The sequence below is a fragment of the Kribbella sp. NPDC004536 genome (assembly GCF_042873835.1).
Lineage (GTDB): Bacteria > Actinomycetota > Actinomycetes > Propionibacteriales > Kribbellaceae > Kribbella.
Genome location: NZ_JBIALY010000003.1, coordinates 444,616 through 456,729, shown reverse-complemented (window position 1 = coordinate 456,729; position 12,114 = coordinate 444,616). Strand labels below are relative to the sequence as shown.

13 protein-coding genes are annotated in these 12,114 nt (G+C 69.4%); 8 read left to right on the top strand and 5 right to left on the bottom strand.

The annotated features are described in order from the left end of the window. The first annotated feature begins 8 nt into the window (after positions 1-8). Positions 9-1,433: an MFS transporter gene (locus ACFYRU_RS27355; protein WP_387663509.1), complete on the top strand. Its 1,425-nt coding sequence runs from the start codon at positions 9-11 to the stop codon at positions 1,431-1,433. On the opposite strand, the gene ACFYRU_RS27350 is transcribed toward ACFYRU_RS27355, so the two are convergent. Continuing rightward, positions 1,430-2,032: a dienelactone hydrolase family protein gene (locus ACFYRU_RS27350; RefSeq protein WP_387663507.1), complete on the bottom strand. Its 603-nt coding sequence runs from the start codon at positions 2,030-2,032 to the stop codon at positions 1,430-1,432. The two genes, ACFYRU_RS27355 and ACFYRU_RS27350, sit on opposite strands and share 4 nt — an antisense overlap. Positions 2,033-2,057: 25 nt before the next feature. On the opposite strand from ACFYRU_RS27350, the gene ACFYRU_RS27345 reads away from it, so the two are divergent. Further along, complete coding sequence (locus ACFYRU_RS27345; protein ID WP_387663505.1) at positions 2,058-2,639, top strand: ArsR/SmtB family transcription factor; 582 nt, start codon at positions 2,058-2,060, stop codon at positions 2,637-2,639. On the opposite strand, the gene ACFYRU_RS27340 is transcribed toward ACFYRU_RS27345, so the two are convergent. Further along, positions 2,603-3,097, bottom strand: a complete 495-nt coding sequence (locus ACFYRU_RS27340; RefSeq protein WP_387663503.1) for a MarR family winged helix-turn-helix transcriptional regulator — start codon at positions 3,095-3,097, stop codon at positions 2,603-2,605. The genes ACFYRU_RS27345 and ACFYRU_RS27340 overlap by 37 nt on opposite strands. Before the next feature lie 59 nt (positions 3,098-3,156). Here ACFYRU_RS27340 and ACFYRU_RS27335 point away from each other — a divergent pair, with 59 nt between their 5' ends. From ACFYRU_RS27335 to ACFYRU_RS27325, 3 genes are read left to right on the top strand one after another with little or no spacing between them, the layout of a single operon-like run. Beyond that, positions 3,157-4,038, top strand: coding sequence for a glutamate-cysteine ligase family protein (locus ACFYRU_RS27335; protein WP_387663501.1), 882 nt, complete (start codon positions 3,157-3,159; stop codon positions 4,036-4,038). Further along, positions 3,989-4,939, top strand: coding sequence for a hypothetical protein (locus ACFYRU_RS27330; RefSeq protein ID WP_387663499.1), 951 nt, complete (start codon positions 3,989-3,991; stop codon positions 4,937-4,939). Before ACFYRU_RS27335 ends, ACFYRU_RS27330 begins: the two co-directional genes overlap by 50 nt. Continuing rightward, on the top strand, positions 4,936-5,334 hold the full coding sequence (locus ACFYRU_RS27325; RefSeq protein WP_387663498.1) for an MAPEG family protein: 399 nt from the start codon (positions 4,936-4,938) through the stop codon (positions 5,332-5,334). The genes ACFYRU_RS27330 and ACFYRU_RS27325 overlap by 4 nt, the downstream gene beginning before the upstream one ends. On the opposite strand, the gene ACFYRU_RS27320 is transcribed toward ACFYRU_RS27325, so the two are convergent. After that, positions 5,312-6,142, bottom strand: coding sequence for a helix-turn-helix domain-containing protein (locus tag ACFYRU_RS27320; protein WP_387663496.1), 831 nt, complete (start codon positions 6,140-6,142; stop codon positions 5,312-5,314). The two genes, ACFYRU_RS27325 and ACFYRU_RS27320, sit on opposite strands and share 23 nt — an antisense overlap. Before the next feature lie 71 nt (positions 6,143-6,213). Here ACFYRU_RS27320 and ACFYRU_RS27315 point away from each other — a divergent pair, with 71 nt between their 5' ends. Beyond that, on the top strand, positions 6,214-7,002 hold the full coding sequence (locus ACFYRU_RS27315; protein WP_387663494.1) for a phytanoyl-CoA dioxygenase family protein: 789 nt from the start codon (positions 6,214-6,216) through the stop codon (positions 7,000-7,002). On the opposite strand, the gene ACFYRU_RS27310 is transcribed toward ACFYRU_RS27315, so the two are convergent. Beyond that, positions 6,999-8,258 carry an amidohydrolase family protein gene (locus ACFYRU_RS27310; protein WP_387663492.1) on the bottom strand — a complete coding sequence of 420 codons (1,260 nt, stop codon included), beginning with the start codon at positions 8,256-8,258 and terminating at the stop codon, positions 6,999-7,001. The genes ACFYRU_RS27315 and ACFYRU_RS27310 overlap by 4 nt on opposite strands. 112 nt (positions 8,259-8,370) lie before the next feature. On the opposite strand from ACFYRU_RS27310, the gene ACFYRU_RS27305 reads away from it, so the two are divergent. Together ACFYRU_RS27305 and ACFYRU_RS27300 are read left to right on the top strand one after the other, a co-directional pair. Beyond that, positions 8,371-9,219 (top strand): hypothetical protein, encoded by an 849-nt coding sequence (locus ACFYRU_RS27305; protein ID WP_387663490.1) that lies wholly within the window; start codon positions 8,371-8,373, stop codon positions 9,217-9,219. Between the two features lie 65 nt (positions 9,220-9,284). Next, positions 9,285-9,488, top strand: a complete 204-nt coding sequence (locus ACFYRU_RS27300) for a hypothetical protein (protein WP_387663488.1) — start codon at positions 9,285-9,287, stop codon at positions 9,486-9,488. Here ACFYRU_RS27300 and ACFYRU_RS27295 read toward each other — a convergent pair whose 3' ends face one another. Next, positions 9,489-12,041 (bottom strand): SdrD B-like domain-containing protein, encoded by a 2,553-nt coding sequence (locus ACFYRU_RS27295; protein WP_387663486.1) that lies wholly within the window; start codon positions 12,039-12,041, stop codon positions 9,489-9,491. Positions 12,042-12,114 lie beyond the last annotated feature (73 nt).

Genomic DNA, 12,114 nt, shown 5'->3' with positions numbered 1-12,114 from the left:
AGGCTGTGATGTCCGCTGCTCCATCTGTGCGTACCGGGGCCGTCGTGCCGGTGCTCGCCTCGGCCGGTATCACGGTCGCGTTGATGCAGACCCTGGTGATCCCGCTCGTTCCCGAGCTGCCGCGACTGCTGCACGCGTCCGCCTCCGGGACCGCCTGGGCGATCACCGCCACCCTGCTCGCGGCCGCGGTCGCGACCCCGATCATGGGCCGGCTCGGCGACATGTACGGCAAGCGCCGGATGCTGCTGATCAGCGTCGGCATGCTGGTCCTCGGCTCGGTCGTCGCCGCGTTGAGCAGCTCGCTCACGCCGATGATCGTCGGCCGCGCACTGCAGGGCCTGGCCGCCGGCGTGATCCCGCTCGGCATCAGCATCATGCGCGACGAACTGCCGTCCGAGAAGGTCGGTACGGCGGTCGCGCAGATGAGCGCCTCGCTCGGTGTCGGCGGTGCGCTCGGCCTGCCCGCGGCCGCGTTGCTGGCCGAGAACTTCAACTGGCACACGCTGTTCTGGGTGTCGGCCGGACTCGGCGTGATCGTCTTCGGCCTGGTGCTGCGCTTCGTCCCGGAGTCGTCGGTCCGCTCCGGCGGCCGGTTCGACCTGCTCGGCGGGCTCGGGCTGTCGATCGGCCTGATTTCGTTGCTGCTGGCAATTTCCCAGGGCTCGAGCTGGGGCTGGACCGGCGGCCGTACGATCGGCCTGTTCGCGCTCGCCGTCGCCGCGCTGCTCGCCTGGGGCTGGTGGGAACGGCGTACCACCGAGCCGCTCGTCGACCTGCGCACCACCGCGCGTCCGCAGGTGCTGCTGACCAACCTGGCGTCGATGGTGTTCGGGTTCGCGATGTTCGCAATGTCGCTGGTCCTGCCGCAGCTGCTGCAGATGCCCAAGGCAACAGGCTTCGGACTGGGTCAGTCGATGCTCGCGTCCGGTCTGGTGATGGGACCGTCGGGCTTGGTCATGCTGGTCGCGGCGCCGTTCTCGGCGAAGATCTCGAAGACCCGCGGCCCGAAGGTCACGCTGATGCTCGGCGCGCTCGTGGTCGCGCTCGGGTACGGCGTGGGCAGCGTACTGATGGGATCGGTCTGGGAGCTCGTGCTGGTGTCGCTGTTGATCGGCGCCGGCATCGGGCTGGCGTACGGCGCGATGCCGGCGCTGATCATGTCCGCCGTACCGGTCTCGGAGACCGCGGCCGCGAACAGCTTCAACACGCTGATGCGGTCGATCGGTACGTCGGTGTCGAGTGCGGTGGCCGGCGTCGTCCTGGCCAACCTGACGATCAGCCTGGGCGGCTACACCCTGCCTTCGCAGACTGGCTTCCGGGTCGTCCTGCTGATCGGCGCCGGCGCCGCCCTCACCGCCTTGGCAGTGGCCTCCTTCATCCCCACCAAGCGCGCTGAGGTTCCGGTCGCGGTCGAGGCGGCAGCACAGGCCTAGGACAAGAAATCGAGCGTGCGCTGGAGGAGGAGCTTGGCTGCGGGCTCGTCGTAGCCGGGGAGGGAGGAGTCGGCGAAGAGGTGCTCCTTGCCGGGGTAGAGGAACAGCTCCACCGAGCTGTTGGCGGCGACCAGGGCGCGGGCTGCGTCGATGTCGCCGCCCTCCTCGGCGAAGAACGGGTCCTCCTCCATCGCGTGCACCTGCGCCGGTACGCCCTCCGGCCACGCCCCGAACTCCTCGGCCGGCAGGCACGAGTAGAAGAACAACCCGCCGACAGCACCCGGACGCGTCTGCGTGAGCTGCTGGGCAGGTACGACACCGAGCGAGAAGCCGGCGTACACGACATTCGCGGGCAGCTCCTGCGCCGCCTCGACGCCGCGCTCCGCGATCTTCCCGAACCCGGTCGCCCGCGCGTACTCCATGCCCTCGTCGAGGGTCGCGTACGTGTTGCCCTCGTACAGGTCGGGCGTATGCACGGTGTGCCCCGCCTGCCGGAGTTCCTCAGCGAACGCCTTCACCCCGTCGGTGAGTCCCTGTGAGTGGTGGTACAGCACGACCTCGGCCATCATCAGCTCCAATGATCCAAATATCTCGAACAATCGGCGATGCTAGTCTATTCGAACCATGCCGATCAACAGGCCGGTCCCCGATTACGAGCTCGCGGACACCGTCGAGCTGACCACCGCGGAGCAGGTGCGGGCGATCAGCGACCCACTGCGGACCACGATTCTCGGGCTGTTGCACGAGCGCGCGGCGACGGTGACCGAGCTGGCCACCGCGGTCGGGCGGCCGAAGAGTACGGTCGCGCACCACGTGAAGGTACTGACCGACGCCGGCATCCTGCGCGTCGTCCGGACCCGGCGGGTGCGCGCGATCGAGGAGCGGTTCTACGGGCGCGCGGCGCGGATGTTCTACGTCGGCCTCGGCCGGCAGGGCGCAGAGGGCCAACTGCCCCATGATTTCAACGACTTCGAGGTTGCCGCGCAGGAGTCGAAACCGGCGTACGACGCGGGGCAGCTGCGCTCGTTCATCCGGCATGCGCGGATCCCGGAGGAGCGGGCCGCGGAGTTCTGGCAGCAGGTGGATGCGTTGATCCATGCGTTCGACCAACTCCCGCGGGCGGGCGGTACGACGTACGGCTTCACCGTCGGCCTCTACCCGATCGGCGACTACCCGACGCTGCCGCCGGCCGAGGGCGAGACCTGATCCGCCGAGAGCTTGTCCAGCAGGACGATCAGCCGCTCGAGGACGTCCCGCACGATCGCGTACTCCTGCTCGCCGAACTCCTGCTCGAACAGTTCCTCGAGGTCGGCGAGATGCTCGAAGCCGTCCCAGGCGACCTCCATCCCGTGCTCGGAGTAGGTGACGACCTTCGCGCGGCCGTCGTTCGGGTCGGCCTTCATCTCCAGGAGATCCAGCGCGACCATGTCCCGGATCACCTCGCCCATCGACTGCCGGGTGATTCCGGCCCGCGCGGCCATGTCCGCGGCCCGCGCGCCCTCGCCGTGCAGGGTGCCGAAGACCGCGTTGTGGGCCATCTTCAGCTCGGTGTGCCCGTCGGCGTGCGCCTTGCGCACCATCTCCGTCTGGAAGGCGCGATTGGCCCGGTCGAGCAGGGCGATCAGCGGTTTGTGTTTCGGACGGCGCCTCTGAGGTCTTGACATACCGTAAGGATACCTTCCAATATTTCGACAGGAATCCTTACGGTATCAGGGAGGGTCCGATGGATCCCAGAGAACTTCGACCGGTGGTCGCGGGACTGTTCGCCCGGGGGCGGGAGCGGTCGACGCGGGTCGCGATCGAGCAGGAGTACGTCGTCGCCGCAGCGGACGGGTCGGTCGTACCGATCGACGTCGTCCGGCAGGCCGTCGCGGGATCCCCGTACGTCAGCTTCGAGCCGGGCGGGCAGCTCGAGCTGAGCCTGCCGCCGGCGCCCGACCCGGTCCGCGACCTGCGCCGGGCGACCGCCGGGCTGCGTCGCCGGCTCGACGGGATCACGCTGCGGCCGATCCCGGTCGATCCGCGCGCGGACGTGCCGCTGCAGTTGACGTCGCCGCGGTACGTCGCGATGCAGCGGCACTTCGACCGGATCGGGCCGTCCGGCCGGGTGATGATGCGGCGGACCGCGTCCACGCAGATCTGCCTCGACTGGTGGCCGGGTCGCGCCGGCCTCGAGCAGTGGCGGGTACTCAACCTCGCCGGGCCGTCCCTCGCCGCGCGGTTCAACCGGAGTACGCGGCTCGCTACCTGGCAGGCGGTCGATCCGGCGCGGACGGCGTTCGACGACCGGCTGCTGCACGGCGACGACCCGGTCACGGCGTACACCGCCTTCGCCGCGGGCGCCACGGTCTTCGTCGACGGTCCGGCCGGGCACCTCAGCACGCTGTTCCCACCGGTCCGCCCGCGCGGGACCTACCTCGAGGTGCGCTTCCTCGACGCGCTCGAGCCGGCACTGGCCGAGCAGGCGGTCGCCGTGCTCCGGCGGCTCATGTACGACGACGTACACCGGCGGCACGTCCTCCGGCGAACCCCTTGCACAGAAGGGATGTGGCGAGATGAGCGGCGCACTGTTCATCACCGATCCGTTGCCCGGGTTGCAGGCTGACGTCGACGCGAGCATCGGCCTGATGGTCGCGACCCAGAGCCTCGGCCTCGACGTGTGGACGTGTGAACCCGAGGAGCTGGCGTTCTCCGACGGCCGGGTCCGCGCCCGCGCCCGGCGGATCCGGCTGCGGCCGCGGGTCGCCGGTGACGATCACCGGTGGATCGTCGACCCGACCTGGTTCGAGGAGCTCGGTACGGCGGTCGTGGACGTCGCGTCGTTCGGCGTGGTGCACCTACGGATCGATCCGCCGGTCGACGCGCGGTACCTGCACACGACGTACCTGCTCGACCATGCCGGGACGCGGGTGATCAACCATCCGGAGGGGATCCGCGCACTGCACGAGAAGCTGATCGCGTTGCGGTTCCCCGAGCTGTGTCCGGCAACGTACGTCGGCACGCGTCCGCACGCACTGCGGTCGTTCGTCGCCGAGGTCGGCACGGCGGTCGTGAAACCGGTGGACGGATTCGCCGGAAACGGGGTCTGGCTGGTGCACGACGACCCGGGCGCGACCGCGCTGCTCGAGTCGGCGACGTACGGCGGCCGCCGGCAGGTGATCGCCCAGCAGTACCTGCCGGCGGTTGCGCAAGGCAACAAACGGTTGTTCCTGCTGGACGGCGAACTCGTCGGCGCGGTCGTCCGGCGGCCGGGCGCGGACGACTTCCGGATCGGCCCGCCGGTCGCGCCGGCCGAGATCGACGCGGACGACCGCGCGATCGTCGCCGCTCTCGGACCCGAACTCCGCAAGCACGGCCTGGCGATCGCCGGCGTCGACGTGATCGACGGCCGGCTGATCGAGGTCAACGTCACCTGCCCCGGCGGCATGCACAAGACCGACGCACTGCTCGGTACCCGACTCAGCCACACCATCGTGAGCCACCTGTTCGAAGGAGCACTGGTATGAAACTCGACACCGTCACCGTTGTCTGCATGGCCCTGCTGGGCATCCTGCTGTTCCTGCTCGGCGCCAACGTGACGCGCAACCGCGCGCTCCGCGGCGGCGGCAACCAGTTGCCGACCGATCCGGCCGACAAGTTGCTGATCGCGGTCCGCGCGCACGGCAACGCCGCCGAGTACATCCCGACGATGATCGTCCTGCTGCTCGTCTGCTCGGCGCTGTCCAGCAGCTGGGTGGTCGACGTACTCGCTGTCGCCTGCGTCGTGGTCCGGTTCACGCACGCGATCGGAATGTTGCGCTCGGCAACACTCGCCGCACACGGCCCGCTCCGCGACATCGGAGCCCTCGGCACCTATCTGGTCGGGGTCGCGCTGGGGATCACCGCGCTCGTGACGATCTGACCGCGGTCGGCGTACTGCCCGTCAACTGCCGGAAGACGCGGGCGAAGTGCTGACTCGAGCTGAACCCGAGGCTCAGCGCCAGGGCGGTGACCGTCACGTCGCTGGACTCCAGCAGTTGCCGGGCGCGGTCGATTCGACGCTCGTTGAGATAGCGATGCGGGGGCTGGCCGAGCTCGGCGGCGAACAACTCGGCGAGGTACGCCGGTGCGAGCCCGACGCGATCGGCCAACTCGGGCAACGTCCAGCGTTCGTGAAACTCCTGGTCCAGCAGGCGTTTCACCGCCCGTACGGCTGGATGCATCGGCAACTGCGGTACGGCGGCCGGCGCCAGCGACCGGGAGAACGCGAGGACCAGGTGGTCGACGGCAAGCGTCAGACCGGTGTCGGCGTACTCGTACCGCGTGGTGAGCTCACGGACCAACTGCGCAAACGCGTACGTGAGCTCACCGGCCTCCCGGTGCACCACACCCGATGGCATCGCGAGACCGGGGTGCCGCCGGCCGACGATGCCGAGGTCGACGGCCGCGAAGTAGAAGTGGTGATTGCCGGACCGGCCCGCGAGGTGATGCCTGACCCCCGGCGGTACGGCGAACAGGTGCCCCGGGTGCAAGGCATAGCTCTCACCATCCGCGATCCAGTGCGTGGTTCCGTGCTGCTGCAGGTAGATCTCCCAGACCGGATGCTCGTGCGGCTCGATGAGAAACTGCTCCGGGACCCACTGCTCGCCGGCGTGCAGCAGGCCGCTGCCCGGAGCGAACCCGTCGGCGTGGAAGCCCGCGCGCAGCCCGTCGGGCCGGTACAAGGACACCTGAAGATTGTGTCCAATCAGCTGAACATCGGCAACGCTCGGAGCAGGCGTTGGTTCCTAACGTGGTCTGCATGGACGCTGACGACATTGCCTTCTACCGGGAACACGGCTACTGGATCTCGCCGGTGATCATCCCGCCCGACGTACTGGACGCGGCCGAGCGCGGCATGGAACGGTTCTACGCGGGCGATCACGATCATGTGCTGCCCGACGTACGAGCTACGCGGGGCTGGCAGCCCTCGGACGCCGACGTACTCAGGAAGAACGACTACGCGTCGCTGCGGGTCGACGAACTCGCTGCGCTGGTTCGGCATCCGGCGATCGGGGAAGCCGCGGCGGCGTTGTCCGGCGCGGACGGGATTCGCTTGTGGCACGACCAGTTGCTGTACAAACCGCCGGGCGGGTCGGCAGGGAAGGTCGGGTGGCATACGGACCGGCAGTACTGGCAGTCGTGTACGTCGGACGAGATGCTCACCGCGTGGGTCGGGTTCCACGACGTCGACGAGGTGAACGGGGCGGTCGCGTTCATGCCCGGCAGTCATCGGTGGCCGGTCACCGGGCTGGACTTCTTCTCGCAGGACGCGGCCGGGTTGGAGGCCTCGATCGTCGCGCAGGGGTTCGACCCGGCGCCCGTCGTACCGCGGATGAAACGCGGGCAGGTCAGCTTCCACCACTGCCGGACGGTGCACGGTAGCTCGGCGAACCTCAGTACGTCGCCGCGACGATCGATCGCGATCCACCTTCAGCCGGCCGGAAACCGGTGGCGGGCCGGATCCGCGCACCCGAACGACGAGCTCGTCCGGCACAACCCCGACCCGGACTACACCGACCCCGCGATCCAGCCGCAGCTCTGGCCCTAGCTCTCCTTGACCACTTCGCCCTGCTTCATGATCACCGCGAACGACGTCTCCGGCGTGGCCAGCAGTTGGAGGTCGTCGAGCGGGTTGCCGTTGACGAGGATCAGGTCGGCGAGCGCGCCCTCCTCGACGACGCCGAGGACACCTGGGTAGGGGTTCCGCTCACCGGACAGGGTCAGCAGTTCGGCGTTGGTGACCGTCGCCATCGTCAGTACCTCGGCAGGCGTGAACCACCGCGCCGTCTTGGCGAGCTGCTTGCCCTGCTTGGCGGCCAGCCCCGGGTCGAACAACGTGTCCGTACCCCAGGCCAGCCGGACCTCGTGCTTGCGCGCCAGCTCGTACGCCGTCTCGGTCCCTTGCACCATCTGGTCGAACTTCGACTGGTTCCCCGGCGGGACCGGCGGGGAGTCCTCGTCGTCCATGAAGGGCTGCAGCGACCACCAGACACCGTTCTCGGCCATCAACGCGACGGTTTCCTCGTCGAGCAACTGGCCGTGCTCGATGCACTTCACCCCGGCCCGGACCGACTGCCGTACGGCGCGCGGGGTGTAGGCGTGCACCATGACGTACGTACCCCAGTTCTCCGCAGCCTCGACCGCCGCGCGCAGCTCGTCCTCGGTGTACTGGGTGACGTCCAACGGGTCGTACGGCGACGCGACGCCGCCGCCTGCCATCAGCTTGAGCTGGGACGCACCGAGCATGAGCTGCTCCCGGGCGGCCTCGAACACCGCGCTGACGCCGTCGGCGATCCGTACGGCACCCACCAGCTCAGCATGACTGAGGTGCCCGGTGCGGCCGCGCGGAACCTCGTGCCGGGTCCGGAAGTCACCGTGTCCACCGGTCTGCGAGATCATCGCGCCCGACGGGTAGATCCGCGGGCCGGGGATCAGCCCCGCGTCGATCGCCTGCTTGAGCCCGAACGACGGACCACCGGCGTCCCGGACCGTGGTGAAGCCGCGCAGCAACGTCTCCCGCGCGGCCGCCGCGGCGACGATGTGCAGGTACCCGACATCGCCCAGCATCGCGGTGGCGAGCGGCACCGCGGCGAAGAGCGAGTGCCAGTGCGCGTCGATCAGCCCCGGCATCAGCGTCCGCCCGTCGCCCGGGACCACGCGCGCGCCGGGCGGTACCTCCGCCGCCGCGGAGATCTGGTCGACGACGCCGTCGCGGACCACGACCTGCGCCGGGTCGCCGACGGTGCCGTGGCGTACGTCCAGGACGCGCACCTGCTGGAAGACGGTCGGCTGTGTCTCTGTCACGGTGACCCCTCTCGCAGTGGGCTCACGTTGCAGCGTAGGACCGCGCCGGACGCGGCTGCTCACCCGATTCGGAGGAGGAAGCCGGCGCTCGCGCGGGTCACCCTGGGAGCCCATGACGGACACGAAAAGGGTCAGGACCGTGCTCGCGGCCGTCCTGATCGTCGCCGGGTGCCTGCTGGCGCCGGTCGCGGTTGCCGGCGCGTGGGCGCGGACGCAGGTGACCGACACCGACCGGTTCGTCGGCAACGTCGCCCCGCTGGCCGCAGACACCGACGTACGCAACGCCGTCGCCGACCGGGTCACCGACGTGATCCTGCGCAACCTGCCGGACCGGATCGCGAACGGTGCGCGCGGCGTCGTACGCCGCCAGGTCGGTGGGCTGGTCGAGAGCGACACGTTCCAGAGCCTGTGGAGCAGCGCGCTCCGGTCGGCACACGGGCAACTGCTCGACATTCTCGCCGGCCGCGGGCCGGTCGGGTTGGACAGCGGTACGGTCAGCATCGAGCTCGGGCCGTTCGTCGCGGCGGCCAGAGATCGCCTGGTCGCCTCGGGATTCACGGCCGCGCAGCGGATCCCCGATGTCCAGCAGAGCTTCGAGCTCTTCTCCTCGCCGGACCTGGTCCGGGTCCAGCGCGGCTACCGGCTGCTGGACCGGTACGGCCCGGTGCTGCCGTTCTTTGCGGGTGGGTTGCTCCTGCTCGGTCTGTGCATCGCAGTACGTCGTCGCCGTACGTTGATCGGCACCGGTCTCGGTGTCGCCGCCTCGATGGTCGTGCTGGGCATCCTGGTGCTGGTTGTCCGGCAACTCGCTCTCGACCGGCTGCCGGACGGCATCGCGCCGGCGGCCGTGTTCGACGCCGTCACCCGATCGCTCTGGCTCACGCTGGTGGTCGTCTTCGTGATCGGCCTGGTCGCGGCGGCCGCCGCGTTCGCCGCAACACGACTCGGCCGCGCACACTGACGGCTGCCGGACCCCGAGCCGATAGGCTTCAGCCGTCCGCACGCACCGTGACGAAGGACTTACCAATGGCCGACGGGGAAGCCTGGACCGGAGTCGTCGTGAAGAAGTCGCGCGCCATGTACGACGGCGCGAACCTCTACCGCAAGCTCGAAGTGCAGCTGGACAGCGGCGAGGTCCGCGACGTCAAAGTGAAGCGCGACCTCTGGAAGTCCCTCGAGGTCGGCGACCGCCTCAGCAAGGAAGCGGACGCCGACCCACAGCGGGGGTGATCAGTGCTGCCGGTTGGCGCGGCGCTTCCGGCCGATCAGCAGGAACGCTGCGCCGGCGGCTGCCAGTAGGCCGCCGAGGATGATCAGCAGCGGCGAGACCGGCGCGCCGGTGCCGGCCAGGTTGCCGCCCGGACCGGGTGGCGGCTCGGTGGTCGTCGGCGCCACGGTCGGCGTCGCCGACTGGGTAGGCGTTGCCGACGGGGTAGGCGTGACGGTCGGGCTGGGTGTCGCCGTCGGTGTCGGACTCGGTGTGGGAGTCGTCGGCGGGACCGGGGCCGGGATGTAGACGCCCGCGTCGATTGTGTGGTCGACCCCGCCCGGGCTGCCGGGTGCCGTCACCTGCGTGGACGCCTTGCAGAGCTGCCCGGAGGTGGGCGGCGTCGGGTTCGAGTCGTGCGCCCGATCGGAACCCGCCACCGGCAGGGTGAACCGCAGATCGGTCGCCGCCGGTTGCTTCGGTACGTTGCCGGTGTCGGCCGTACAGACGTTGAACTCGACGGTGTACTTGGCTCCAGGCGTCAGCTCGTACTTCGCTCCGACGCCGCCGAAGTAGTACTCGCCCGCGGCGTCGGTCTGCGTACTGTCGACCTGCTTGCCGTCGGCATCGATCAGGTTGACGGTCGCACCCGCCAGCGGCACCTCGTCCTCATGATAGGGGTCCTGGATGCCGTTGTGGTCACCGTCGAACCAGACGATGTTGCCGATCTGGATCGGCGCGTTCGCCGCCTCGTACGCGATGTCACCGAGACCGCCGGCCTTGCCGAAACTGTTGGTCGGGCCAATGAACTGATACCCGTGCGCCGGGTTCTCCTGGCCGGGGCCGACACCGGTCTCGACGTTGTAGAAGCCGGCGCCGTTCGAGCTCACGTCCCGCGCCGGGTCGAGCTCGGTGCTGACCACCCACTGCTGCTGCGGGATGTAGGCCACCGAACCCTGCGACGTCTCCTGGTGCAGTCCGTTGCCCGAGCGGTTCGGATCGAAGAAGTCGCCGTGGAAGTACTCGACCACGCCGTCCGGTTCGTGCCCGTTGGTCGCGGTCGTGCCGTGGTTCGGGCAGCTGCCCGTACCTTCCCAGTCGTACCCGCCGCCGGGCTTCGCGCAGGCCATGTTGATGTCGCCACCGGACATGCCGGCCTCGATCTGGCTGTTCAGCGGACGCGGGTCCTGGCCGTTGCCGATGACATCCATGAACCGGTCGCGGAAGCCGAGGATCATCGACCCGTTCCGGGTGAAGGCCAGGGTGGCCAGCTCCGGCTGCGGGTTGACGTACAGGCTGGGGCTGATCGCGCGGCTCTCCCAGTTCAGCAGGCTGCTGTCCCATGGGTTCCAGTGGTTCGTGGTCTGCGTGGTCCACCCCTGCAGGACCTGGCCGCGGTCGAATCCGAGGCTCTGCGTGAGGACCGGCGTGAACGTCGAGCCGTCGTAGCTGTAGACGACCGCCTTCAGGTCGCTGCGCTGCTTGGTGCTCTCCGCCGAGCACACGCCGCCGACGTAAAGCTGGGCGTCGTGCGCGGTCAGCGCGAACGGCCGCCAGTCGTCGGCCGCGGCGCAGTCCGGGTCGGGAATCTGTACGGACTTCTCCGGCAGCGCGGCCGCGGCGCCGGTGGCGTCGAAGCTCAGCAGCCGGCGGGTCCGCAGGTTCACTGCGTACAGCGTCCTGCCGTCCTCGGACAGCGCCAGACCGCCGAGGCTTTCCTTGCCTGGGGCATCGGTGAACAACGGATCCTTGCGCAGGTCGCCCGGACCGTGCGGCGTCAGCGCGGCGCCGGCCACCTTCGTGAACAGCGTCGGCGCTCCCGAGTCGTCGAGCGGCGTCGTGTAGATCGCGCCGCCGCCCTCAGGACCGTACTCCGTGTAGCGCTTCGCGAACGCGGCCTGGAAGATGCGCTTGCGGTACTTGTCGTACGCCAGACCCCACGTCGTACCGACCTGTGCCTGGGTGTTGACCACCTTCGGGCAGGCGAGCTGGTCCGGGCAGGTACCGCGTGCGTCCTGGCCGAACGACACCAGCGCACGGGCGTTCGGGTCGGGCGCCGAACCGTCGGCGTTCACGGCCGGGCTCTGCACCGGCACGTAGTACTTCGAGTCCGGCAGCGTGTAGTCCGCCGGGTTCCAGACCGCGGTGACCACCGAGTCGGCCTGGCCGTTGCGGACGTCGACGAACGACGTGAAGCTGTCGAAATGGTTGTCCTTGGTCGACGCAGGCGCGGGCCGCAGGTAGCCGTCGTACGGCGCGGGGATCGACACGTCCACGCGGTACTGCCCGCCGACCAGGGTGGCCGACGGTGGTACGACGACCTTCCCGGTCGCGTCCGTCGTACCCCGGACGTGATGCCCGGCGACGTCGGTGACCTCGACGACCATGCCCTGCTGGGGCGTGTCCATCGCGGCGTTGATCACCCCGGTACCGAAGAAGTCCCGCAGTACCTGAACTGTCAGTGTCCCGTCCGCGGTCGCGGCACCGGCCGCACCGCTCGCCGCCACCATCGTGCCCGCGGTACTGCCGGCCAGTAACAGGCCCGACACCCCCGCACGCAGCAGCCGTCTTCTCATAGTTGTTGCTGTCCCCTTTGTGGTCGTGCTCTTAAATCGATTCAGCCAAGCAGAACGGGACCGTCGAACACTC